Source organism: Sphingopyxis sp. C-1, assembly GCF_001047015.1.
Lineage (GTDB): Bacteria > Pseudomonadota > Alphaproteobacteria > Sphingomonadales > Sphingomonadaceae > Sphingopyxis.
This window is the reverse complement of record NZ_BBRO01000001.1, coordinates 2,820,463-2,844,901: the sequence shown is the minus strand read 5'-3', so window position 1 is coordinate 2,844,901 and position 24,439 is coordinate 2,820,463. Positions and strand designations below refer to the sequence as shown.

Genomic DNA, 24,439 nt, shown 5'->3' with positions numbered 1-24,439 from the left:
GCTATTATTGTCCTTCTCAGGCTATGGCATTTCCTCTCTTTGATGGGGCTATGTCCCTGATGTCGAATCGCCATATTCTCGATTATTTTCATGTGGATATATCTGATTCTTCCATCGTCTCCGGGAGCGTCGCCGTGGGATGGCCGCTTACAATGCTGTAAGCCCGATGCCCCCTGTCGAAGATATGACGAATAATACGCAAAAACTCGAATAACCTTCGATATTGGGGCGGAAAAACCACGCACCTTCGGGGGGGCGGATGTTAGCATCCAAAAATTGCAAAAAGGGGTCCAAGGCTAAAAAAAAGGGGAAGATTGAATGCGTAAGCTTGGAATAAATGTTCGTAAGCGCGCTTGGGCGGCGCGCACTGCGCTTCTTATGTCGGGCATCAGCCTATTGGCCGCCTCGCCGGCCATGGCGCAGGAGGGGCAGAGCACCGAAGACGCAGAGGGTGCACATCAGGCCGAGGATACGACCCATACTTCGGGCGGCGAAATCGTCGTGACCGCGCTGAAGCGAAACACGCGCTTGCAGGATACGCCGTTGGCCATTTCTGCGGTGACGGGGGACTCGCTTGAGCGGGCCGGGACGACCAGCTTTACCGAGTTGACGCAAAACACCCCGAGCCTGCGGATTGTCGACAACGGGCCGGGCAACCGCCGCGTCATCCTGCGTGGTGTCGTCGGCGCCGGCGAACCAACCGTGGGCGTCTATTATGACGAGTCTCCGGTTGCTGGATCGGTTGGGACCACCAGCGACGCGGCAAGCAGCACGCCCGATTTCCGCGTTTTCGATGTCGAACGGGCAGAGGTGTTGCGGGGGCCGCAGGGCACCCTTTACGGTTCGGGTTCGATGGGCGGCACGGTTCGCATCATTTATGAAAAGCCGAAGACGGATCTTCTGGAAGGGGCCGCCAGCGTCAATCTTTCGGCCGTAAAGGGCGGAAGCCCCGGCGCGAGCGTCGACGCCATGATCAACTTGCCGATCGTTTCCGATAAGTTGGCGCTGCGCGTCGTTGGTAGCTACCAGCAGTTCGCGGGCTATATCGACAACAGCTATTATGGCACGAAGGATATCAACGACGGATACAGCTATAGCGGCCGCGCGTTGCTGCGTTTCACCCCGACCGATGATCTGACGATCGATCTCGGCGCCTACTACACGAAGGTGTCGACCGATGCGTCTCGCTGGTTTTTCGAAACAGGCGAGCGTCATACGACCAACGCGCGTTCGGAATCGGGCAATTATGACGAAAACCGGATTTACAGCGGTACGCTTCGCTATGACTTCGGATCTGTAGCGCTGACTGCCGTTTCAACCTATTTCGATCGTGACCGCATCGTCGTCGGCGACGTGAGTGACAATTTTAATGGCCGGAACAACGCGGCCGGTTGCGCACGCTATCTGCTCGGCAATACGGCAGGGGTTTGCACACCCGGTCAGCTCAGTTCCTATCTCGACCTGACTAACTCCATCCTGTTCTCCAGCCTTTATCAGCCGCAAAGCGTGAAAAACTGGTCGAACGAGGTGCGCCTCTCATCGACCGGCAGCGGCCCGTTCAACTGGACCTTTGGCGGCTTCCTCGAGGATCGCAAGTCGAAGGTGCGCTCGACGCTGCTAAGCGCCAGCCCCCTTTCGGGTGAACTCAACCCGTTCGTTCCTGCGAACATCTATTATGACCGCACCATCAACGACCATCTAAAGCAAAAGGCTTTGTTTGCGGAGCTGTCCTATAAATTCTTCGACAAGTTGACCGCTACCGTCGGCAGCCGCTGGTATGAATATGACAAAACTGTCGGCGGTATCGTCCAGCAGGGGCAGATTCACTACGCCTCCGTGCCGTCGGCATACACCGAGGCGCAAACCACTGAAAACGGCTTCGTGCATAAGTTCAACCTGTCATATGAATTCAGCCGCGACCTGATGATCTATGCGCAGGCGGCCGAAGGCTTCCGCCCGGGTGGGGTCAATCAGGCCATCGGACTGCCGGTCGCCTTGACCGGATATAGCGCCGACAGCCTCTGGAATTATGAAGTCGGCGTCAAAAGCCAACCGATCCAGGGCGTGTATCTGAATCTGACCGGCTATCAGATCGACTGGAGCAACATGCAGGTATCGGCACGTACGGCCGGGACGGGGTCGGTGTTCGGCCTGATCTCGAACGTTGGTGCCGCGCGCATCAGGGGCGTCGAGGCGGAACTGAATGCCACGCCGATCCAAGGCCTCTCGTTGATCGCCAACGTTGGCTACACCGACGCAAAGCTGTCAGAGGATCAGGTCAGCAGCATCGTCGTCGCTGCCGGCCGCAAGGGTGACAGGCTGCCCTTCGTGCCCAAGTGGAACGTCAGTGCATCGGCCGAATATATCTGGGGTCTCAGCGATACGCTTGAGGGTTCGGTACGGATCGACGGCAGCTATGTCGGCTCATCCTATTCGACGCTTGCCGCCACCGACGTATTCCGCCGCAAGGTCGACGATTATGGCGTCATCAATGCGCGTATCGGCGTCCAGGCACCCGACGGCAACTGGAGCGCGCAGCTCTATGTGAACAATCTGTTCGATGCGCTTGCGATCACGACGAAATCGACCAGCGCCAATACCGGCGGCCTGACGGTCACCCACGGAACGCCGCCGCGGACCATCGGGCTCAACCTCATCAAACGATTCCGTTGATGACAGGTGGGGGGCGGCGGGCATCCGCCGCGCCCCACCTTTTATGCCGATTTTCGATTTAGGGGTTTTCAGGGGAGAGCTTACAATGGAAAGATTGCGCTTGGCTGCGTGGCGGACGCTGATGGTTGGGACCGCCGGCCTGTTATGTTCCATTCCGACCGTGTCGGGGCAGACGCAGAATGCCGCGCCCGCCGCCGAACCGGTGAAACCGCGGGCGGGAGCCGTCGCGGCGCCAGCACGTCAACCCGGCGAAGGCGCAGGCCCGTTTCGTAAAATGGTCATCCGTGGCGTTACGCTGATCGACGGCAGCGGCGCGCCGCCCCGCGGGCCGGTCGACGTCGTGGTCGAAAATAATGTCATCACGTCGATCGAGGCGGCAGGTACGCCTGGGCTGCCCCTGGTATCGGGTCGCGCGCCGCGCGACGCGGACTATGAACTCGACGCGACGGGCATGTTCATGCTCCCGGGTTTCATTGACATGCACGTTCACGGGTCGAGCGACGACAAGGCGCCCGACCTCAGCTATTCCTACAAGCTGTGGCTGGCGCATGGCGTCACCTCGGTACGCGGCGTCGACCTGGCGCCGTTCGAAATCTCGCTCAGCGAACGCGCGCGTTCGGCACGAAACGAGATCGCGGCGCCACGCATCTTTTCCTATCATCGTCCCGGAACGGGGCGCGGCTGGACCGGAGGGGCGACAAACACTCCCGAAAAAGCGCGCGAATGGGTGCGCTGGGCCGCCAAGGCCGGGATCGACGGCATCAAGGTCACCGCCGATCCAAACCAGCCGCCCGAAGTGCTGGAAGCGATCTATGACGAAGCGAAGAAGCAGCAGATCGGAACCGTCGCGCACCTCTCGCAGATCGGTGTCGCGCGGATGGATGCCAAGCATGCCGGCGACGCGGGGCTTGGAACCGTCACTCATTTCTACGGGCATATGGAATCGCTGCTGAAGGAAGGCCCGGTCCAGAACTGGGATCCCAGCTATAATTACATGGACGAGCAGGATCGCTTCAGCAACGTCGCCAACCTGTATCGCGAAAGCTTCGAACCCGGCACGGATGAGTGGAGGGACTATCTCGAAAGCCAGAAGAAGAACGGTGTCACCTTCGATCCGACGATGACGATCTATGCGGCGTCGCGCGACCTGATGCACGCGCGCAATGCCGATTGGCACGGCAAATATACGATGCCGCAGCTGTGGAATTTCTTTCAGTCGTCGCGCGAAAATCACGGTTCCTACTTTTTCGACTGGACGACCGAGAAGGAAGTGCGCTGGCGGAATTTCTACAAGAAATTCATGCATCTGATTAACGACTACAAAAATATCGGTGGACGCGTGACCGCCGGTTCGGACTCGGGTTTCATCTTCAAAACCTATGGTTTCGGCTATGTCGAGGAACTCGAACTGCTTCAGGAGGCCGGATTCAATCCGACGCAGGTTGTACAGGCCGCGACGCTGAACGGCGCGCTCACGCTGTACGAACCTAAGGGAAATGTAGCGCCGCCGATCGGCACGGTGCGCGTCGGCAAGCTTGCCGATATGGTGCTGGTGAAGGAAAATCCGCTCCAGAACTTCAAGACGCTTTACGGCACCGGGGCGCTGCGCCTCAACGAGCAGACGCAGCGGCTCGAGCGTGTCGGAGGGGTCAGCTACACGATCAAGGACGGTATCGTCTATGACGCGAAAAAGCTGCTCGCCGACGTTGCCGAAATGGTGAAGTCCGAAAAGCGGCGGATGGGGCTTCCCGAAGAGGGCGTTCCGCTGCCCTGACACGATAGCCGGAGCGGCGGCGCAAACGCCGCTCCTGTTAGCGAACCGCAATGAGTGCAAAAACGATCAATCGAAACGGGGAAACGGGTCCAATGAAGTTGAAGATAACCAAAATCGCGCTGGCGGCGGCGTTGCTCGCCGTGCCGGCGACCGCGCATCAGGCCGGCGACAAAAAGGCGGCCGCTACCGCCGAGGTCTTCCCGGTCAGCGCCGGCGCACCGGCGCGCAAGCCGGGTGAAGGGGCCGGACCGTTCCGCAAGATGGTGATCCGCAATGCCACGATCATCGACGGGACCGGCGCGCCGCCGCGCGGTCGCTTCGACATCGTCGTCGAAGGCAACCGGATTTCCTCGATCAAGCAGGCGGGCTGGCCGGGGTTGCCTTCTGCGGCCAACCGCGCGCCGAACGATGCCGATTATGAAATCGATGCGACCGGCATGTACGTGCTTCCCGGGTTCACCGACATGCATGTCCACCTGCCCGGCGCCGACAAGGCACCCGATGCCAGCTATGCCTACAAGCTGTGGCTCGCGCACGGTGTGACGACGGTCCGCGGCGTTCCGCTGGGCGCGCCTGCGGTTGCCAGCCGCGAGAAGGATCGCTCGGCACGCAACGAGATCGTGGCGCCGCGAATTTTCAATTACCAGACATTGGGTGCGGGCTGGACAGGTGGCGTCGTCGACACCCCGCTCAAGGCGCGTGAGTGGGTGCGCTGGGCTGCCAAGAACAACATCGACGGCATTAAATTCTTCAACCGCGAGAATGAGACACCCGATGTTTTCTCGGCTGCTCTCGATGAAGCCAAGAAGCTGGGCCTTGGGACGACCGCCCACCTCAGCCAGATCGGCGTGGCCAATTTCAATGGACGCCAAGCGGGCGACGCGGGGCTCAATACGATCACGCATTATTACGGGCATATGGAATCCCTTCTGAAGGACCGGGCGATTCAGGATTTCCCGTCGCATTACGACTATAACAACGAGCAGGATCGCTTCGGCGAAGTCGCCGAAATCTGGGATCAGGTTTATGGTCCCGGCACGAAACAATGGCAGGAATATCTGGAGGCGCAAAAGGCGAACCACGTCACATTCGATCCGACATTCAATATCTACGCCGCATCGCGTGATCTGATGCGTGCGCGCAATGCCGACTGGCACGCCCGCTACACGACCCCGCAGCTCTGGAATTATTTTCAGTCGACCCGCGATAATCACGGCTCCTATTTCTTCGACTGGACTACCGAGAATGAATTCGCGTGGAAGAAATTCTACGGCCTTTTCATGCGTTTGATGAACGATTACAAGAATATGGGTGGCCGGGTTACGGTCGGCACCGATTCGGGCTTCATCTGGAAGGTCTATGGCTTCGCCTATGTCGAAGAACTGGAATTGCTGCGCGAAGCCGGTTTCTCGCCGCTTGAAGTTGTCCGTGCCGCGACGATGATGGGCGCGAAGACGCTGTACGAACCGCGTGGCGAAACCCCGCCGATCGGTGCAGTGAAGGCGGGTATGCTCGCCGATCTCGTGATCGTCCCGGAAAATCCGCTGCAAAATCTGAAGACGCTTTACGGGACAGGGTTCCAGCGCCTGAATTCCGAAACGAACAAGCAGGAGGTCGTCGGCGGGGTGAAGTTCACCATCAAGGACGGGATTGTCTACGACGCAAAGCAATTGCTCGGTGACGTCGCGGCGATGGTCGAAAGCGAAAAGACCAAGCTGGGCCAGTAGACGGCTTTTCTCCAAAATACCGGCGCCTGCCTGACCGATTTCGGCGGGCACGGCGCCGGTCACCGATATTGACCCCCGACCATGGCTGATCGGGCAGGGGACCTTCATGTCTTTCTTTACCAGACGAAAATCGATCGAAACGGTCGCGGCCGTGAACGAAGCGCAACGCCTGCACCGGACACTGGGGTGGGGGCACCTCGTTGCACTGGGCGTCGGGGCGATCGTGGGCACGGGGATATATACGTTGATCGGCGTGGGCGCCGAACGCGCGGGTCCGGCCGTTCTTCTCGCTTTCATCGTTGCCGGGCTGGTATGCGTGTGCGCCGCTCTGGCTTATGCGGAACTCGCAACGCTGATGCCTGTTTCGGGTAGCGCCTATACCTATAGCTACGCCGTGATCGGCGAAGGCGTCGCCTGGGTTATCGGCTGGAGCCTTGTCCTCGAATATTCGGTCGTGTGCGCCGCTGTGGCTGTCGGATGGTCGGGCTACGCCGTCGGCTTCCTGCAAGCCGCAGGAATAGACGTCCCGCTCGCGCTGGCGGCGGGACCCCATGCCGGGGGTGTCATCAATCTGCCGGCCGTCCTTATCGTGGCGGGTGTGGCGGGCATGCTGCTGGTCGGGACCCGCGAAAGTGCTTCGGTGAATGCCTTCCTTGTCGTGCTGAAGCTTGGCGCGCTCGCCGCCTTCATCCTGCTCGCCCTGCCGGCATTCGATGCGGGGAACTTCAAACCCTTCATGCCCTATGGCTTCGCTGCACATGAGGTGGACGGACAGGTGCGCGGTGTAATGGCAGCGGCGGCGATCATCTTTTTTGCATTCTACGGCTTCGATGCCGTGTCGACGGCGGCAGAAGAAGCGAGAAATCCCGGGCGCGACCTCATCATCGGAATCGTGGGGTCGATGATTGTGTGCACGATCGTCTATATATTGGTCGCCGCGGCGGCTGTGGGCGCGATGCCATTCCTTCAATTCTCGCAGTCGGGCGAACCGCTCGCGCACGTCTTGCGCACGCTGGGCCACCCCGGGGTCGCGACGCTGATCGGCGCGGTTGCGGTCATTGCCTTACCCACGGTGATCCTGGCCTTCATGTTCGGGCAAAGCCGCATCTTCTTTGTCATGGCGCGCGACAGGATGCTGCCCGAACGCCTCGGCCGGCTGAATCGACGCGGCACGCCCGTCGCGGTTACGATCGGCACCGCGATCGTTGTGTCCGCGATCGCGGGCTTTTTCCCGCTTTCCGAAATTGCAGAGCTGGCGAATGCAGGAACGCTTGCGGCATTCGTCGCTGTCGGCTTTTGCCTGATCATCCTTCGCGTACGTCGACCGGACATGCCGCGGGTGTTTCGTGCGCCGATGCCGTGGGTCGTCGGGCTCGTGGCGATATTCGGCTGCATCTATCTGTTTATCAGCCTTCCGGCGATCACACAGAGCCGTTTCCTGCTCTGGAATCTGATCGGGCTCGCCGTCTATCTGGCTTATGGCGCGCGTAAGAGCCGATTGGCCACGGCGGGCGATTCAAAGTGACTGGCTGATGTTACAACGGCAGGCTGGTCACATTCTTGACTTCGTCGAGGACCGCATAGGTCCGCGTCTCCCGGATCCCCGGCATATGCACCAGCGTATCGGCAAGAAAGGTTCGATAGGCCGCCATATCGCGGACGCGGACCTTGATCAGATAGTCGAACCCGCCCGCGACCATGTGGCATTCCAGGATCTCCGGCATGGCCGACACAGAGGCTGCAAACTCCTTGAAAACGTCGCCCGTGGTTCGGTCCATGAGCACCTCGATGAAGATCAGCAAAGATCGGTCGAGCTTGTTCGGATCGAGCAGGGCGTGAAAGCCGAGGATATATTCCTGCTCGCGCAAGCGCTTCAGGCGGTCGAAGCAGGCGGAAGGCGAAAGGCCACAGCGATTTGCCAGCTCCTGATTGGTAATCCGGCCTTCCGCCTGAATGACCTTGAGGATGCGATGGTCTGCTTCGGTAAGCATCGAAGATTCTCCTGAGAATTTTTGATTCGGGATAGAAATATCATCGATCTTATGCGGTTAATTTCAGAGATTATGCGGAAAATATGGAAGTTGGAGCGATAAAATTTGGATGGTGTGACGGCGCGCGTCTGCAAGAGAAGGGCTGCGCATTGGGTCCCGACCACACGGTGCCGGGCAATAGCCCGGACATGGACTGGAGGAGAATTTGCAGTGACTGAGAGCAAGCAGCGTATGTGCGTGATCAATCCCGACCTGGTGGACGAAATCGGCCCACTTGTCGGCGGGCAGTGCGAGATCATGACGCGGGTCGGCATAAGTTGGAACAGCTGGATCAAAATTACCGGCGGCTTGCCGGTCCGGCTTTCGCTCGCGCATCGGTTTAAGGCCCGCGTGCTTGCCGACGCGGACAGCATCGAGGGCTTCTATCGAAAATTTCCCTTGCCCGGCGGTGGCCTCGATCATGCGGCTCTCGACAATGCGTTTCTGCTGCCGGCGCCTCGTACCTGAAAATGAATGTGCTGAAGCCGCGACCTCGCCTCGATTTCGTGCAAATGTTCGGCTGTTTTCCAAGCGTCGCAGAAGCAACCCGCCTCCATCGGTCACGGCTATGATGCTAGGTCCGCTCTTGGCGCCATGCGATCAAAGGCAGATTGCACGCAATCGGCCAATACCACTCTCTGCCATCCAGCGGTTTTTGGCTGTCCGTCGGGGCGCGCACAGCTACTTGACCTGCGCTTTGAAAATTTGAGCGGCGATTTCGGGAAAGGCCCCATTGAAATGCGCCGTGGCTTCGGCGCCGATGGACCTCAATTCGTCGACCAGCGCGAGTATGTCCGGACGGCGTTCGCCCGCGCGGACGGCGAGATAATGTCCCCGCGTGCTGGATATGGCCGGAAAAGGCAGCGCCTGCAGGCTTTTGTCATAAAGTGCCGATGCCGCCATCGGCGCGCGCAGCAAGATCACGCCAAGTTCCTGACGGGCGGCTTCGATCGCGACATCGTGATCAAGGAATTGGCGCTTCGATCCCAATAAGGCTCTTTGTACCCCCGCACGACGACCCCATTCCTGCCAATCTGAGCTGTCGCCGTCGATTAGCAACGTCTCTTTCATCAGGTCCTGCGCTGAAATCCCGACCAACCGCGCCGAGAGTTCGGGTGCAGCGGCGGGAATCGCGATGTCGGGAAAAAGGGGATGAGTATCGACACCGGGCCACGATCCGGTGCCATACCGCACAGCGATGTCCATATCGCGGTTCTGGACTTGCGCCATACGATGTTCGGGAATGATTTCTATCGCGCGTCCGGGCGCGATCGCTTCGAGGCGGCGCAGCCGCGGCATCAGCCATAGCCTGACCATCGATGGAAGCGCGGAGATGCGGATGGCGCCGGGATCGCGCCGGCTACCAAGTTCGGATCGAAGTGCTTCGATCGCGTTTAGCGATCGTTCGGCGCGGCGCAGGAAGATAATGCCCTGAGGCGTTGGTCGAACGCCGCGGCCGAGCCGCTCGAATACAGGCGTTCCAAGCCACTGTTCAAGTGAGAGTATCCGGCGACTGACGGCGCCATGCGTTATTCCCAGCAGTTCCGCCGCAGCTGTCATCGAACCTGTTCGAGCGGCCTCTATCGCAGCGATCAACGCCTCCGAGGTTGGGATATTCAACAACTTCTACTCCTCAGCCCGATGATAAGCGGTGAGTTTCATGCACAGAAGCATATCGTCCGATAAACTATCTCGATGATCGCACGATACATAAAATGGCGGCGATCGGAGGAGAAATTGATGTTCCAGCCAAAAGGGCTCAGGCCCGTATCATTCGACAGTTGCGAAGCGATCCTTATCGGCCCGGGGTGCACCCGTCGCGATCTGCCCTCGCGTCCCGGCGTCCGCACATGGATTGTCGAAATGGCGCCCGGCAGCGAGTGGCCTCACGTCGACCATCATGGCGATGGCGGTGAGGACGTCTTCATTCTGGATGGGGAAGTCATTGAGGGCGACCAGCGGTTCGGTGTCGGTACTTATCTTCATTTCGATCCCGACAGCCAGCACCAGCCGCGGACGGAAACGGGCGTGCGGCTTATCGGGTTCAATCTCCTGTGACCTTGTCCTCGTCATTCCATATCGGTGAAAGCTCAAGCCGTCGGCAAATGATCTGCGGCGTGATTGCTGCGGCAGCGAGCGTCGCATCGTTAGGGCGCACTGCAGCGCGCGCGGCGGCACCGCCGCCGCCGCAGTTGCGCGTTCAACGTCTGGCCTGGGCAGGCCTGCGCCTTCAACTGCCTGCCGCGACGTTGTTCATCGACCCGCTGATCGATCCGACCGTCTGGGGAGCCGCCCTTTCCGACAAGCTGATTGCGGTGGATGATCCGGTGGGCGAGAGTGTCGTCCTGATCACCCATAGGCATTCGGATCATGGCGACGCCATCGCCATTGCAGCAGCGCTGAAAAGCGGAGGGACGTTGGCATATGCCGCCGGCACGCCCCCTTTCGGCGGGCTGCCCGCCAATGTGCGCCAGCGGCCGTGCCCCCTTTGGGAGCCGCAAATCTTCGGGGACTTTACGGCGACTCCCGTTCCTGCATCCGATGGCTATGGCGATCTTCAGGTTTCATGGGTCGTATCGGGCGGTGGACGCAGAATATTCCATGGCGGCGACACGATGATGCACGGTGGCTGGTGGCGGGTGGGCCGACAGTTCGGTTCTTTCGACGCTGCGTTCCTGCCCATCAACGGCGCTACCTTTTCGTGGCGCAAGCCGGCGACGGACGAACCTGCCGTGCTCACACCAAAACAGGCTGTGGCGGCAGCCACAATCCTCGGCGCAGAAAGGATCGTGCCGATCCATTACGGCGTTGTTGGCGCCGACGGATACTCGGAGATGCCCGATCCTCTTGGCGCTTTACAGGACGCTAGCCGGCACGGCGGATCCTATGTGACGGTCCTGAAACCGGGCGAGTGGCTGAATTGGCAAGAACGGCAAACCGCTAGAGCCGCACCGATGCCTTAAGGTCGGCTTCGATGCCGCCGGATATGTGAATTTGATATTCCCCGGGCTCGATTTTCCATTCGTGATCATGTTCGTCACGATAGCGAAGGTCGGCGATTTTGATTTGCATCGCGATCGTTCGCGTCTCGCCGGGGGCGAGCGAAACGCGGGAAAAGGCTTTCAGCGCCAGCGGCCAGCGCTCGATCGCGCCGGGATATTTGATGTAACAGAGGACAGTCTCGTCGCCGGAGCGTTCTCCGACATTGGCTACCGCGACCGAAATCCCCACGCTCTCGCCGGAAACCGAAGCCTGCAATGCGCGACGGGCGAAGCGCGTGTAGCTGAGGCCATGACCGAAGGGGTAGCGCGGCTCGGTGCCGTCGCGCGCCAGCTTTGCATAGCCGTGCCAATAGTCATAGGTGATCGCGTTGGCGTCGCGATCGAAATGGGGATAATCGCCGGCATCGCGCGCCACGGTGAAGGGGAGGCGGCCGGAGGGGCTGACGTCGCCGAACAATATGTCGGCCAGCGCATTGCCGCCTTCCATGCCTGCGTAGAATGTCTGGAGGATCGCCGACGCTTGCGCGCGCCAGCCCTCGACGAGCACGGCGGAGCCCGCGACAATAGCAACGACGACGGGCGTTCCCGTCGCCGCGACGGCTTCGATCAGGGCGACCTGTTCGGCGGGCAGTTCGAGCGAGAGGCGGTCGCCACCGATCGCCGGACGCCCGCCGCGGCCGTCGTCTTCCTGTCCCAGCGTGATGTCGCCCGGGATATATTCGCCTTCCTCGCGCGCGGTATAGCCGGCGACGATCAGCGCGACATCGGCGGTGCGCGCTGCGGCCACCGCGGCGTCGATGTCGTCCTCGTTACCCGTTTGGATGGCATCGGGGCCGAGCCTGGCGCGGAGCGCATCGAGCGGGGTGACGACATAGGGCGGACGCACGCGGCTCGATCCCATGTCGCCGGTATTGGGAAGCTCGGCCAGCCGGCCGAGAACGGCGATCCGGTGCAGTTTGCTACGGTCGAGTGGCAGCACACCGTCATTTTCGAGCAGGACGATCGACTTTTGTGCGGCTTCGCGCGCGAGCGCGACATGCTCGGGCGATGCGACCAACTCGGCGGGATATTCGGTCAGCGGATCGGCGGCGCAGGCGAAGCGATATTGCGTGCGCAGGATGTTGCGGCACGCGCGGTCGATCACGAAGGGGGCGACATGGCCTGCCTCGACCGCTGCGATCAGCTTGTCGCCCAGGATTTGCGGTTCGGGATTCTCGATGTCGAGTCCGGCGGCGACGGCATAGGGTTTGTAGAGCCCCATCACCCAGTCCGAATGGACAAAGCCCGAAAAGCCCCATTCGCCGCGCAATATGTCGGTCAGCAGGCCGTGGTGCTGACCGCAATATTCGCCGTTAAACTTGTTGTACGCGCTCATAACGGTGGCGACGCCCGCATCGAGCGCGGTCTTGAAATGCGGCAGATAGACTTCGTGGAGCGCACGCTCGCTCACCTGCACATCGACCTTGAAGCGCGCATTCTCCATCGAATTCAGTGCGAAATGCTTGACCGTGGCGATCACATTTTGCGTCTGGATGCCGACGCCCAGTGCTGCGCCCATCGCGCCCAGATGATGCGGGTCTTCGCCATAGGTTTCCTGCGCGCGGCCCCACGCGGGATGGCGCAGGATATTGATGCAGACGGCGCCCGAAAGGTCGCAGTCCTGCGCACGGATTTCCTTGCCCATCGCCTCGCCGATCCGCATTTCAAGGTCGGTGTCGAAGGTCGCGCCGCGCGCCATCGTGCAAGGGAAACAGGTGCTCTGGCCGCGCGCAACGCCGCGCGGGCCGTCGGTGAACCACAGGGGCGGGACGCCTAGACGCTCGATCCCGCTGCCTGCGCGATAGGGGCGTGCGCCCCACAGCCGGTCGTCGGCCATGAATTCCTGGAAAAAGCCACGGCCTGACAGCATGCCTACTTTTTCGGCGAGCGTCGCCTGCGCCATGATCGCATCGATCGTGTCGACGATCCATTCGTCCGAAGCGCCGCGGCGGGGCGCGAAATCAAATTGCTGATCGCTCATGTCATTTGTCCATATTTGTCGTGGAGGGGCCCCCGCGGCGGCGTGCATTGCGCCATCCGATCGCACGGACGAGGCGCGCGTGGGTACGCGTGTCGAGGGGATAGAAATAGATGAACAGCCCGGCGCCGATGGCCATCATCGCCGGAACGATCGTGGCGAAACCACGGATGCTGGTCAGCGCCTCGGGAGTTTGCGGTGCGTTGGGAACATAGCCGATGATGTCGAGCAGGATGCCGATCAGGCCGGTACCGACACCCAGCGCCACCTTCTGGGTAAAGGCGAGGAAACCGACGAGAGCACCCTCTGCCCGCAGGCCAGTTTGCCATTCGCCAACCTCGACCGTGTCGGGTAGCATTGACCAGAAGGTCAGGACGAAGGCGGCGTTGCCGACCCCAGTGAGTCCGAGCAGGCCATAAAGTAGTGGTCCCGCCTTGGGCGCGAGGGCGAAGATCAGGATATTCGCGGTCGCGCTGATCGCGATCCCGCTGAGCCACACCGCGCGTTTTCCGATGCGCTGCGTCAGCTTGACCCACAACAGCATCGACAGCGCGGCGGCCGCCAATGAAACCGTCAGGCCGATCGTGATCGTCTCCTCCGATCCGGCATAATATTTCATGTAATAGAGGAGCGCCTTGCCGCCCATCGCATAACCGATCGAACCCACCAGCGTCGCGCCGAGCAGCAACAGGAACACGCGGTTCGACCGCACCGCGCCGAGCATCGCGCCAAAGGTCGGATGTGCGTCGGGCGCCTCGCCGATCGCTTCGCGGGTTTTCCTGAAGCAGTTGAGCAGGACCAGTGTCGCGATGGCCGCGTAAAGCGCAGCGACCCACAGAAACCCTTCGCGTCCCCCGCCGAAGCGGGCGACGAGCGGCAACGTCGCGGCGGCGAGGAACAGTCCTGTCAGGATCGCGAACAACATGCGCGCGCCGGCAAGACGCGACCGCGCGAGCGAGTCAGCGCTCATCCGGGCTGACAGTGCCACAAAGGGGATGTTCACGACGGTGTAGACTGTGCGGAACAGGATATGCGTCGCGAGGCAGAAGGCGGCGAGGGCGTTGCCCGACAGTCCCAGCGGCAGGAACATCGCTATAAACGCAAATGCGAGCAGCGGTGCGCCGAACAACAGATAGGGGCGATAGCTGCCGAAGCGGCTGCGCGTGCGACTGGCTATCACGCCCATCGCGGGGTCGGTGATACCTTCCCAGACGAGCGCCGCCATGATGATCAAACCGGCGACCGAGGCCGAGAGCCCGAGCACGTCGGTGTAGAAATAGAGCAGGAACAGCGAGCAGAAGGTGAAGTAGAGATTGAAGGCAAGGTCGCCCGAACCATAGGCCACGACCTCTCCGGTCGATAGGCGCGGCTGTTCCATGGAAGCGGGCGGTCTTACCGTCCCGCCGCTGACATCGGCCATGATTGTCTCTCCCTCTTTTTTCGGGAGCTTATCGCAACGAAATTCGCCTGTCTCTAATTTTTATCCAGATGGATAATTATTTTTGAGCGGACTTTTCGATCGCCTTCAGGCCGGGCATGAACAGCGAGACAATGGCGTCGGAATAGGCCTCTATCGTCTCGTTCGACAGCGCGTCGATCCCGTGCGTCAGCTTGGCTTCGGCGGCGAGATTGAAGATCGACTGGGCGGCACCTGTCATCGCATAGACCATCAACGTGGGATCCACCCGCGGCATCGTCCCGTCGTCCATCAGCGCATTCCATCGCGCGAATATCCGGTCGTGGCTGGGGCGAATGAAGCTCTCCGACGCCCAGGCCAGCCGTTCGTTGTCGCGAAAGGATTCCTGGACCATCAGCCGCGCATGTTCGGGATGCTCGGCGCAATAGCGGACATAGCGTCGAAGCGAGATTTCGAACGCCTTATATGGCGGCAGATCGGCCTCGCCGGGCTCGGCGCGCAAAATCTCGCTCATCCGGGTGAACAGCAGCCGGACGGCCTCGCGCCACAGCTCATCCTTCGTGCCGAAATGATATTTGATCAGCCCGTGCTGGACGCCGACGCTCTCGGCAATTTCACGTATCCCGACGCCGTCGAAACCGTGGCGTGAGAATAGTTGCAGCGCTTCTTCGACAATTTTCTGCCGCGTCGCGACACCGCGGTCCTGGGCTTTTCTTTTCGGTCCCGTTTTCGACTGCAATCTGTTTGCCCCGGATTTGAATCAACTGGATACCAATACCAGCGACGGGCCGGCACAGGCAATGACGGATGGATCAGGGCAGGGTCTTCCCGCCGGGAAGCCGGTCGGGCTCCTTCTTGCGCCCCAGCGGTTCGTACGTCTGACGATATTGGTCGAAGCGTGCGCGCATATCCTTCACGACATCGGGATGGCGCGTCGCCAGATTATAATCCTCGCTGGGGTCGCTGCGCACGTCGAAGAGGAGGTTAGCGCCGATGCGCGCGAGCGGCAGGTCATATTCGCGGTAGTAACTGCGCGCGACGAATTTCCAGCGGTCGGTGCGGATCGCCGCGACCTTTTCATTGTCGAACAGGATCAGCGCGTCATGGGGGCTGGCCGCGCCCTTCTGCCACACTGCGCTGATGTCCTTGCCGTCGACGATCAGCCCCTTGGGAAGCGGCTTGCCGGCAAGTGCTGCGAAGGTTGGCAGCAGGTCGAAATTCATCGTGATCGCATTGCTGCGACTGCCTGCGGGAATGCGGCCGGGCGCCCATGCGACGAAGGGAACGCGGTATCCGCCGTCCCATCCCGCGCCGCCCTTGCGATCGCGCAGCGCGCCCGCTGATCCTTCGAACCAAGGGCCGTTGTCTGAGGTGACGATGACGTAGGTGTCGTTCTGAAGGTTCAGCCGCTCGAGCTGCTCGCGCAGGCGACCGAGCTCGGAATCGACCTCCTCGACGACGTCGCCATAATCGCCCGCGGGCGAATGACCGGCATGTTCCTTGCTCGGATGAAGCGGAATATGCGGCGCGGTCAGCGCCAGCATCAGGAAGAAGGGGCGGCTCTGGTTCGTTTCGACGAAGTCACCCGCGCGCGCGAAGAAGCGCCGCGTCAGCGCTACCATGTCGACGTCTTCCTGTGTGAATTCGACGCCCTTGCCCGCGGTGTAGAGCGACAGCGGCTTCATGTCGTGGCTGTAAGGGAGTCCGAAGAACAGGTCGAAACCCTGCACCGTCGGCGGCCAATAGGGCGGCGTGTGGCCGAGGTGCCATTTGCCGATCAGCGCCGAGACATAGTCACGTCCAAGCACTTCGGGGATCGTCACCTCCTCGGGCGGCAGGCCGTTGGTGTCGTTCGCCTGGATTACCTGCCAGGCAAGACCGGTGCGGATCGGATAGCGGCCGGTGAGCAGGCCGGCGCGCGACGGGGTGCAGATATTGGCCGACGCATAGGCATCGGTCATCAGCAACCCGTCGGCGGCAAGCCGGTCGATGTTCGGCGTGCGGATCGCGCGCGAGCCATTGGCGCCGATGTCACCATATCCAAGGTCGTCGGCGAGGACGACGATGAAGTTCGGCGGGCGCTTACGCGCCGCCGGGGCTTTCGACTTCGCGAGCGCGAGGGTCGAAACACCCCCCGCGCCCGCCAGCGCCAGTGCGGCCATCAGGCTGCGGCGATCGAGCATGTTCATCAGAACCGATACTCCACGGTGGCGCCGAACTGGCGCGCGGCGGTTGACGGGAAGAATTGCGACTGGCCGCCGGTGTCGAGCGGCGTGTCATAGATCAGCTCGACGAAGCTCTTGTCGGTCAGATTCTTGCCCCAGATCCACGCCCGCATCCGGTCGCCGGGCAGCGCGAAGCCCAGCTGCGCATCGAGCAACCCATAGGCCTTTTGCACCGATTTCGGATCAAGGTCGAGCGCGGTAAAGGTCTTGCCGCGATAGGCGTAGGACAGCTGGCCGAACACGCTCGCGCCCGCTGCGGAGACTTGGGTTTCGTAGCGGGCCGTGGCGTTCGCTGTGACCTTGGGCGCGTTTGCGAGTTCCTTGCCGGTCAGATTCTGCCGCGCCTGGCCGCCCGAAACGATGCAGCCCTGCGCCACCGTCTGGCCGAAATAGCAGGGCGCGCCTGCAAAGTCGGTATATTCGGCTTTGGTGTAGGCCGCGCCGCCCATCAGCGTGAACCCGCCCCCTGCTTTGATGTTGATGTCGGCCTCGACACCGCGCGTGCGCAGCGAACCTGCGTTGATGACGTCGAACACCAACGTTCCGGTGTCCGAAACCCCGATCGCCTGCGCCTGGAAATCGTCGAAATCGGTGCTGAAGAAGGCGATGTTGAAGCGGACGCGGCGATCGAACAATTCGGTCTTGGCGCCGATTTCATAGGAGGTCGGGATTTCGGGTTCGACCGTGCGCAACACGGTTGAGTCCTGCAGCGCGTTGAAGCCGCCGCCCTTGAATCCGCGCGCGACGCTGCCGTAGAGCGTAACCTCTTCGGTGGGGCGGAACTGAGCGCCGAGGCGCCAGGTCCACGCGCCGTCGACGCGCTTCGACTTCTGGTCGACGCGTGGCCCCAGCAAGACCGTGCCCGGATTGGGGAAGCGACGGAAATGCGTGTTCAGCCGCTCGACGGTGTATCGCAGTCCGCCAAAGACGTTGAACCGGTCGCTGAGGTGATAGGTTGCATCGGCGAAGGCCGCGAAATTCTGCGTATAGTTCTCGACCAAGATAGCGCGCGACAATTGGACGCCGGGAGGCAGGGTCTGATCGAAAGTCCCCTGCTGCGAATTGCCCAGTTCATAGTCCTGATTGAACAGGAACAGCCCGCCGACCCATTCGAGCGGCTGGCCCGAGGGAGAGGTCAGGCGCAGTTCCTGCGTGAACTGACGCTGATGGCTGTCGCCATTGTTGATGTTGAGCGCCGGCGTCGGGCGCTGGTCGGCGTCATTATTGTCGACGGCATCCCACCAGCGCAGGCCGGTGATCGACGTCAGCGTGATCCCGCTTGCGCTTTCGACATCGACCTGCACCGATCCGCCATAGGTTTCCTGCCGGATGAAGGTGTCGCCGTCGAGCGCAACCTCGCGATTGTTCGGGCCGGGGACGATGCCCGCGGCGGTCACCTGGGTCCGGACCCGCGCATTGTTGCCGAAGCTGCGGATCGTCCACATGCAGCACGCAGCATCGCGCGACGAATAGTCGCCTGCGACAAGGACGCGGATATTGTCGGCGGGCTCCCAGAGCAGCTTGGCGCGACCGCCCCATTCGTCGCGATCGTTGAGCTTGCTGTCATCGAAGACGTTGCGGATATAGCCGTCGCGCTTGGTCAGATAGGCCGACGCGCGGAAGGCGAGATTCTGGGTGATCCCGCCGGTGACCGTCCCGCGCAGCACGAACTCGTCGAACTCACCATAGGTCGCCTGCACCCGCCCGCCCCAGGTATAACTGGGATCGGTGGTGACGATATTGAGTACGCCCGCCGCCGCATTCTTGCCGAACAAAGTGCCTTGCGGGCCGCGCAGCACTTCAACGCGTTGGATATCGAACAGGTCGGTCATGCCCGCGCCCTGTCGCCCGATTGGTACGCCGTCGATGACGATCCCGACCGAACCCTCGATCGCCGAGGAGAAATTGTTCGTGCCGATTCCCCGGATCGCAATCCCCGCGCCGCGCGGGTTGTTGCTGCCCTGGAACGAGAAGTTCGGGGTGGTCGTCTGAAGCTGCGAAATTTCGGTGATGTTGCGGTCGCTAAGCTGCTCCCCGCTCAAAACGGCAACCGATAGCGGAACGTCCTGCAATGACTGTTCGCGCTTTTGCGCGGTCACGACGATCTCGTCGCCGCCGGCAGCTTCGGCCGCCGGATCGGGCAGCGGAGCGCTTTCTTGCGCATAAGCCCCGCTTGCGAGCAGCGTCGACCCCATCAACGCCACGATAATGCTCTTCATCGACATCCTCCCTTTATATTTATCCAAGTGGATAATAATTTGCGGACGGTGATGTCAAGAGCGTTTCAGGAAATCGGGCGGCGGCTTCATCCATGTTGAGGGCCGCGCAATATGCGCTTGAGCTTGTGATACGGGTGCCGATCAAAAAATCGGGGCGGCGCAGGATCGCTGCGCCGCCCCGACCATGTATCTTTCCGCCCGCACGCTGCGGGGCCTGCCCAACCTCAGGGTGCGACGAAGGTCAGCGTGGAGACATGCACCGTGCTCGCGACGGTCTTGCCGCCCAGCGTGCGCTCGCCTGCGACCTCGTTGCTCGTCGACAGCAGATAGCGGCCTTTGCCGCGTGCGGGTGCGGCGATGACGCCCTTGTCGTCGGCCACATAGGCTTTGGTCCAGCGATCGGGATCGATCACCGTCAGCTTGGCGCCGGGCAGGGGCTTGCCCTGCCACAGGACCGCGAAGCTGTTCCCGTTCGCCGTGACCGGGACGATTTCAAGGTCGAGCGCATGGCGCGTTTCGGATCGTCCAGCGCGCGCGTGATAAACCACGCCCTGCAGCTTGCCGTCTTCGCCGGCCCAGGGCTCGAAAACATTCTCGTCGACGAGCCGGAGGTCGCCGGTCCCGCTAACCGCAGCCTCGATATGATTGGCGCGGCGGACGAGCGACGCGGGGCGGTCGCGGCTTTCGGCGAAGAGCGTCGGCGTCTTCAGCTTGGGGAATTCGGGGTCGCCGCTTTCAGGAACGGCCTCGGCCGGCTCGCCGAGATAGATGCGAGCGGGCGCATTGCCGTCGCGCTCGATCCACACTTCGTGCGCGGTGGCGGGTGCGGCAAGAAAGCCGAGGACCATCAGAGCTGCAAAAGTCTTTTTCATTAGGGACATCCCTCTTTCCGGATGGAGCTGAAAGGTGATGCCGGGTCGCAGAGCACTCCGGCGCAAGCGCTGTGTGGCGGCCGGGGTCGGTTATTGCAAACGATTATTACTAGCTTGCTATTGCGAAGCATTCGCTATAGCGGCCGCTCCCGATTGCAACAAAGATGCAAAAAGGGAAACGCCATGACCGTCCGAATGATCGCGCTTTGCAGCGCAGCCGCGCTCGCTTTCGCCACCAATCCGGCTTGGGCGGCCGATAGTGCCGAAGATGCCGGGTCGGCTGGCGGGAGCGCCGCCGACGCCGATGCGTCCGCCGCCGAGGACCCTATTGTCGTCACCGGATACACCGGGACCAAGACCGATACCGCGCTGGCGGAACTGCCGCAGCCTATCAAGGTCATCACCGCCGAACAATATGAGGCGCAGGGCGCGATCAGCATCAGCGACACGATAAAATATGCCGCGGGCGTTGCCGCCAACCCCTATGGCCGCGACACGCGCGTCGACGGCTTCAACGTCCGCGGGCTCGACGCGTTGCAGTTCCGCGACGGCATGCGCGACGTCTTCTCCTATTATGCGTCGATCGCCTCGGACCCGTATAATTTCTCGCGGGTCGAGATCGTTCGCGGCCCGGCCTCCGTGCTGTTCGGCCAAGGGTCAATCGGCGGCCTCATCAATCTCGTCAGCAAGACGCCGGATTTTACGACGCGCGGCGAAATCAGTCTCGTTTACGGCAGCTATGACCGCAAGGAAGTGCTTGGCGACGTCAATGTCGCGCTCGCTGACGACCTCGCTGTCCGCTTCGTTGGCCGCGCCCGCGACGCGGGCACCTATATCGACCACGTACCCGACGACCGCGTGATGTTCGCGCCGTCGATCCGCTGGCAGCCGACCCCCGATACCGACGTCATATTGACCGGCCTGTATCAGGAGGATGATACTGGTTCGACCTCGCAATTCCTGCCGATCGTCGGGACCTTCCGGCCCAACACGGTCGCTGGCAAGCAGCTCGATCGTTACACCTTCGTCGGCAAGGCCGGCTGGGATCGCTACGCCGGCCGTTTGCTTCAGGGCGGCGGATCGGTGACGCACCGCTTCTCAGATAATGTGAAGCTCAGCCTGAAGGCGCGCTATATCGATAGCGACCTTGAATATAATACCCACTATGCCGACAGCTATACGAACCCGGAGGATCCCTATTCGGTTTACGGCACCAACGGTCGCATGATCGGGCTTACCGCCGACGCCAGCGACGCGCGGATGAATGTGTTTTCGACCGACAATAATCTGCAGTTCGATTTCACTACCGGCGCCAATGTCGAGCATAAGCTGCTCGTCGGCATCGATTATAGCTGGAACAAGGTTCAGAAACGCTATGCTGGCGGCACCGAGCTCGTCGACCTCTATGACATCGATTATGACGCGCTGCTGACCTATGATCCCAGCGGTCCCTTCACCAAGGAAAGCCAGAAGCAACTGGGCGTTTATGTCCAGGACCAAATCCGCTTCTTCGACCGCGTCTCGGTTGTGCTCGGCGCGCGCCGCGACCGCGTTACCGGCTCGTCGGGCCAGAAGGACAATGCCACGACCTTCCGCGCCGGCATCATCGGCGAGATCGGTGCGGGCATCTCGCCATTCTTCAGCTACACCGAAAGCTTCCTGCCGGTCGCCGGCCGGATCGACAATGGCGACGGCACCTTTGGCGATCCCTATCGGCCGCAGACCGGCACGCAATATGAAGCGGGTATCAAGTGGCAGCCCACGCCGAATACCCTCGTCACCGCGACCGCGTTCAAGATCAAGGAACGCAATCGCGTCCTCTATCTTGCCGCGGGTGGCACCACCCAATCGGGCGAACTGAACACCAAGGGTTTCGAGATCGAAGCCAGCCATAGCCTCCCGGGCAATTTCGAACTGCTGGCCAATTACGGCTATTCGAAACTCAAATCGGAAACCAACACCAGCCTCGATTATATGCCGCGCCACACGGCGTCGATTTGGTCGACCAAGACATTCGGCCTTGCGGACGAAGCGCAGCTGCGTCTGGGCGTCGGCGTCGTCTATAGCGGCAAGAGCATCTCGACGAGCGATGTCTGGTCGATCGTCACCCCGTCGCGCACGACGGTCGACGCGCTGGCCGAGATCAACTGGAACAACTGGCGCTTCGCGGTCAACGCGACGAACCTGCTCAACAATGAATTTTTCGCGTCCTGCCTCGCGCGCGGCGATTGCTTCATCGGCGCACCGCGCAACGTGATGGGCACGATCGGCTATCGCTTCTGAGTGCGGGCTATTGCGAGTCACTCGCAATGTTGCGATAGGGACGCCATGAGCAGGGCGGTTGATATTTTACACGGCGGAAGGTGGACCGATATTGCGGCACGTGTGCTGGCTGCGGTGCCGCTCAACTATGCGGTGACCAGTGCGCTGACCATGCTGATCGCGCGGCTTTTGCCCGGCGGCGCCCAGCAGGCGTCGGTAGGTGCGACGCTGATGTCCTTCCTTATCTTCGCCGGCCTTGCGATGACCGCATTTGCCGTACGCTCGGTTTCGCGGCTGTGGGTCGGGTTGATCGCGACTGGCGTGATTGCGGCGCTGGCTGACTGGTGCCTCATTGCCTGGGGAGGCCGCCTGTGAAGAACGGCTTTCGGCAATCGATGGCGTGGCTTCACACCTGGACCGGGTTGTTGCTCGGCTGGCTGCTTTTTGCGATCTTCGTCACGGGTACCTCCTCCTATTTTCAGGAAGAGATTACCGCGTGGATGACGCCCGAGATCCGCAGCGTTCCAGCGGACGGCCCGACACGCTTCGCCGCGGCGACGCGTTGGCTCGAACGCGAAGTACCGGGGGCCAGCGAATGGTCGGTGTATTCAGCGGGCAAGCGCGCCGCGGGCCTGCAACTCTATTGGGTCAACGGCCCCGATGCACCGGCGGATGCGCCGACAGATGCACGCCTCGACGGGGCCGGACGTAAGGCGGACGCACGCGAAACAGCAGGCGGGGATTTCCTCTACCGCTTCCACTACAACCTTCATTATATCAACTGGTACTGGGCCCGTTGGATCGTTGGGATCGCTGCGATGGCGATGCTCGTTGCGATCTTCTCTGGCATCGTCACGCACAAGAAGATCATCGCCGACTTCTTCCTGCTTCGTCTAGGCAAGGGCCAGCGGAGTTGGCTCGATGCCCATAACGCGTCGAGCGTGCTGTTCCTGCCGTTCATCCTGATGATCACCTATACCGGCCTGGTAAGCCTTGCGACGCACTATATGCCGTGGGGGATCGCCGCCAACTATGCGAACGAAGAGAAATTCTTCGAGGCGACCTTTCCTTGGCCGGCTCCCGCCGAAAAGGTAGGGCCAGCGCCGCTGATCGCTGTCGCGCCGCTGGTCGAGCACGCCGAGCGCACATGGGGCGCCGGCGCCGGAAGCGTGCGCATCCTCAATCCAGGCGACCGGACGGCACAAGTCATCGTGTCGACCGCCCCCGACGCGAGCATGTCGGTCCGGCCGCGGTCCATGACGTTCGACGGCGTGACCGGGAAGCTGATTTCCGCGCACAATCCGTCGGGCGCCGCGACGGCGACCGAAGGCACTATGATCGGCCTGCACGCTGGCCGCTTCGCCAGCGGGGTGCTGCGCACCCTCTATTTCCTATCGGGCGTTGCGGGCTGCGTCATGGTCGCCTCGGGCCTGATCCTGTGGACGGTCAAGCGGCGCGCAAAGCTGCCCGATCCCGATCGGCCGCATTTCGGATTTCGCCTTGTCGAAAAACTCAACATCGGCGCGATTGGCGGACTGCCCCTCGGGATGGCCATCTATTTCCTCGCCAACCGCCTTTTGCCCGTCGAGGGGGCAGGGCGAAGCGATCGTGAGATCGCCGCACTTTTCATCGCATGGGGCGGCGTATTCGTCTGGGCGGCGGTCCGTCCATCGGCGCGCGCGTGGATCGAGGTTCTCGCGGTGACCGCCGCTGCATTCGCATTGGTGCCGGTCGTCAGCGCGCTCACGACCGATCGCTCGCTGATCGCCAGCTTGGCCAACGGCGACATGGTCTTTGCCGGTTTCGACCTGTCGATGCTGTTGGTCGCGGCCGGCTTTGGCTGGGCAGCCGCGAAGGCGAAACGCCGCGCGACAAGCCCGAAGGCGGGCGTGCGCAAGCGCACGGCCGGGTCGCCGGTGACCGAAGCCGCATGACCCATTTGCTGCTCCTGTTCCTTGCGACCCTGGGCTTCGCGCTTCTGTGCGTTTCGCGCGCGCGGCATCAACGCGATCTGATCGGCCGCAAGCTTTCCGAACGGACGACGGATTTTGCACGCTGGTGCGGTGTCGCGATCCTGGCCCTCGCATATCTGCTCGCCGGATATCGTTTCGGATGGGCAGTCGGAACGCTGGAATGGCTGGGCCTGTCGAGCATAGGCGCGGTGCTGACGATGGCGATGCTTTCGCACCGTTCGGGGCAGAATTCGTCGCCGCGCTGACGC

The 24,439-nt window shown here is 61.6% G+C and carries 19 protein-coding genes; 11 read left to right on the top strand and 8 right to left on the bottom strand.

The genetic code is table 11. The features are described 5' to 3' along the window. Positions 1-318 precede the first annotated feature (318 nt). The 4 genes from SC1_RS13325 (at position 319) to SC1_RS13310 (ending at position 7,699) form a co-directional block, all read left to right on the top strand. Positions 319-2,673, top strand: a complete 2,355-nt coding sequence (locus tag SC1_RS13325) for a TonB-dependent receptor (protein ID WP_238586691.1) — start codon at positions 319-321, stop codon at positions 2,671-2,673. Positions 2,674-2,758: 85 nt separating this feature from the next. Next, on the top strand, positions 2,759-4,447 hold the full coding sequence (locus SC1_RS13320) for an amidohydrolase family protein (RefSeq protein WP_193749172.1): 1,689 nt from the start codon (positions 2,759-2,761) through the stop codon (positions 4,445-4,447). A gap of 92 nt (positions 4,448-4,539) precedes the next feature. Beyond that, positions 4,540-6,174 carry an amidohydrolase family protein gene (locus SC1_RS13315; protein ID WP_062182480.1) on the top strand — a complete coding sequence of 545 codons (1,635 nt, stop codon included), beginning with the start codon at positions 4,540-4,542 and terminating at the stop codon, positions 6,172-6,174. A gap of 106 nt (positions 6,175-6,280) precedes the next feature. After that, entirely contained in the window at positions 6,281-7,699 is a 1,419-nt protein-coding gene (locus SC1_RS13310; protein ID WP_062182477.1) for an amino acid permease, read from the top strand. A gap of 10 nt (positions 7,700-7,709) precedes the next feature. Here SC1_RS13310 and SC1_RS13305 read toward each other — a convergent pair whose 3' ends face one another. Continuing rightward, a complete protein-coding gene (locus SC1_RS13305; protein WP_062182474.1) occupies positions 7,710-8,165 on the bottom strand; it encodes an Lrp/AsnC ligand binding domain-containing protein in 456 nt (151 codons plus the stop codon). A gap of 210 nt (positions 8,166-8,375) precedes the next feature. On the opposite strand from SC1_RS13305, the gene SC1_RS13300 reads away from it, so the two are divergent. After that, complete coding sequence (locus SC1_RS13300; protein ID WP_152682398.1) at positions 8,376-8,672, top strand: hypothetical protein; 297 nt, start codon at positions 8,376-8,378, stop codon at positions 8,670-8,672. Between the two features lie 213 nt (positions 8,673-8,885). Here SC1_RS13300 and SC1_RS13295 read toward each other — a convergent pair whose 3' ends face one another. Continuing rightward, positions 8,886-9,800 (bottom strand): LysR substrate-binding domain-containing protein, encoded by a 915-nt coding sequence (locus SC1_RS13295; protein ID WP_274520266.1) that lies wholly within the window; start codon positions 9,798-9,800, stop codon positions 8,886-8,888. Positions 9,801-9,944: 144 nt separating this feature from the next. On the opposite strand from SC1_RS13295, the gene SC1_RS13290 reads away from it, so the two are divergent. Next, on the top strand, positions 9,945-10,262 hold the full coding sequence (locus SC1_RS13290) for a cupin domain-containing protein (RefSeq protein WP_062182466.1): 318 nt from the start codon (positions 9,945-9,947) through the stop codon (positions 10,260-10,262). Next, a complete protein-coding gene (locus SC1_RS13285) occupies positions 10,259-11,167 on the top strand; it encodes an MBL fold metallo-hydrolase (protein ID WP_152682397.1) in 909 nt (302 codons plus the stop codon). The genes SC1_RS13290 and SC1_RS13285 overlap by 4 nt, the downstream gene beginning before the upstream one ends. Here the strand turns inward: SC1_RS13285 and SC1_RS13280 are convergent. The 6 genes from SC1_RS13280 to SC1_RS13255 all read right to left on the bottom strand — a co-directional run bounded on the left by SC1_RS13280 (position 11,145) and on the right by SC1_RS13255 (position 19,956). Then, complete coding sequence (locus SC1_RS13280; RefSeq protein ID WP_062182462.1) at positions 11,145-13,226, bottom strand: beta-glucosidase; 2,082 nt, start codon at positions 13,224-13,226, stop codon at positions 11,145-11,147. The two genes, SC1_RS13285 and SC1_RS13280, sit on opposite strands and share 23 nt — an antisense overlap. Position 13,227: 1 nt before the next feature. Continuing rightward, positions 13,228-14,643, bottom strand: coding sequence for an MFS transporter (locus tag SC1_RS13275; protein WP_062182460.1), 1,416 nt, complete (start codon positions 14,641-14,643; stop codon positions 13,228-13,230). A 76-nt stretch (positions 14,644-14,719) separates the two neighbouring features. Further along, complete coding sequence (locus SC1_RS13270) at positions 14,720-15,379, bottom strand: TetR/AcrR family transcriptional regulator (protein WP_062182457.1); 660 nt, start codon at positions 15,377-15,379, stop codon at positions 14,720-14,722. A 73-nt stretch (positions 15,380-15,452) separates the two neighbouring features. Further along, positions 15,453-16,829, bottom strand: coding sequence for a sulfatase (locus tag SC1_RS13265; protein WP_238586690.1), 1,377 nt, complete (start codon positions 16,827-16,829; stop codon positions 15,453-15,455). Next, positions 16,829-19,084 (bottom strand): TonB-dependent receptor, encoded by a 2,256-nt coding sequence (locus SC1_RS13260; protein WP_152682396.1) that lies wholly within the window; start codon positions 19,082-19,084, stop codon positions 16,829-16,831. Before SC1_RS13260 ends, SC1_RS13265 begins: the two co-directional genes overlap by 1 nt. A 224-nt stretch (positions 19,085-19,308) precedes the next feature. Next, positions 19,309-19,956 carry a nickel uptake transporter family protein gene (locus tag SC1_RS13255; RefSeq protein WP_062182451.1) on the bottom strand — a complete coding sequence of 216 codons (648 nt, stop codon included), beginning with the start codon at positions 19,954-19,956 and terminating at the stop codon, positions 19,309-19,311. A gap of 183 nt (positions 19,957-20,139) precedes the next feature. Between SC1_RS13255 and SC1_RS13250 the strand changes: the two genes are divergently transcribed. The 4 genes from SC1_RS13250 to SC1_RS13235 are packed head-to-tail and all read left to right on the top strand — an operon-like array spanning position 20,140 to position 24,436. Further along, entirely contained in the window at positions 20,140-22,239 is a 2,100-nt protein-coding gene (locus tag SC1_RS13250) for a TonB-dependent siderophore receptor (protein ID WP_062182448.1), read from the top strand. Between the two features lie 45 nt (positions 22,240-22,284). Beyond that, complete coding sequence (locus SC1_RS13245) at positions 22,285-22,593, top strand: hypothetical protein (protein ID WP_152682395.1); 309 nt, start codon at positions 22,285-22,287, stop codon at positions 22,591-22,593. Continuing rightward, positions 22,590-24,152, top strand: a complete 1,563-nt coding sequence (locus SC1_RS13240) for a PepSY domain-containing protein (RefSeq protein ID WP_062182442.1) — start codon at positions 22,590-22,592, stop codon at positions 24,150-24,152. The genes SC1_RS13245 and SC1_RS13240 overlap by 4 nt, the downstream gene beginning before the upstream one ends. After that, positions 24,149-24,436 carry a DUF3325 domain-containing protein gene (locus SC1_RS13235; protein ID WP_062182439.1) on the top strand — a complete coding sequence of 96 codons (288 nt, stop codon included), beginning with the start codon at positions 24,149-24,151 and terminating at the stop codon, positions 24,434-24,436. The genes SC1_RS13240 and SC1_RS13235 overlap by 4 nt, the downstream gene beginning before the upstream one ends. The last annotated feature ends 3 nt before the right edge of the window (positions 24,437-24,439 follow it).

Excerpts from the sequence above, each read along its gene's own strand:
- SC1_RS13255 (WP_062182451.1), bottom strand. The coding sequence starts at position 19,956 with ATGAAAAAGACTTTTGCAGCTCTGATGGTCCTCGGCTTTCTTGCCGCA.
- SC1_RS13315 (WP_062182480.1), top strand. The coding sequence starts at position 4,540 with ATGAAGTTGAAGATAACCAAAATCGCGCTGGCGGCGGCGTTGCTCGCC.
- SC1_RS13275 (WP_062182460.1), bottom strand. The coding sequence starts at position 14,643 with ATGGCCGATGTCAGCGGCGGGACGGTAAGACCGCCCGCTTCCATGGAA.
- SC1_RS13280 (WP_062182462.1), bottom strand. The coding sequence starts at position 13,226 with ATGAGCGATCAGCAATTTGATTTCGCGCCCCGCCGCGGCGCTTCGGAC.
- SC1_RS13305 (WP_062182474.1), bottom strand. The coding sequence starts at position 8,165 with ATGCTTACCGAAGCAGACCATCGCATCCTCAAGGTCATTCAGGCGGAA.
- SC1_RS13250 (WP_062182448.1), top strand. The coding sequence starts at position 20,140 with ATGACCGTCCGAATGATCGCGCTTTGCAGCGCAGCCGCGCTCGCTTTC.
- SC1_RS13260 (WP_152682396.1), bottom strand. The coding sequence starts at position 19,084 with ATGAAGAGCATTATCGTGGCGTTGATGGGGTCGACGCTGCTCGCAAGC.
- SC1_RS13320 (WP_193749172.1), top strand. The coding sequence starts at position 2,759 with ATGGAAAGATTGCGCTTGGCTGCGTGGCGGACGCTGATGGTTGGGACC.
- SC1_RS13310 (WP_062182477.1), top strand. The coding sequence starts at position 6,281 with ATGTCTTTCTTTACCAGACGAAAATCGATCGAAACGGTCGCGGCCGTG.
- SC1_RS13265 (WP_238586690.1), bottom strand. The coding sequence starts at position 16,829 with ATGAACATGCTCGATCGCCGCAGCCTGATGGCCGCACTGGCGCTGGCG.
- SC1_RS13290 (WP_062182466.1), top strand. The coding sequence starts at position 9,945 with ATGTTCCAGCCAAAAGGGCTCAGGCCCGTATCATTCGACAGTTGCGAA.
- SC1_RS13325 (WP_238586691.1), top strand. The coding sequence starts at position 319 with ATGCGTAAGCTTGGAATAAATGTTCGTAAGCGCGCTTGGGCGGCGCGC.
- SC1_RS13235 (WP_062182439.1), top strand. The coding sequence starts at position 24,149 with ATGACCCATTTGCTGCTCCTGTTCCTTGCGACCCTGGGCTTCGCGCTT.
- SC1_RS13245 (WP_152682395.1), top strand. The coding sequence starts at position 22,285 with ATGAGCAGGGCGGTTGATATTTTACACGGCGGAAGGTGGACCGATATT.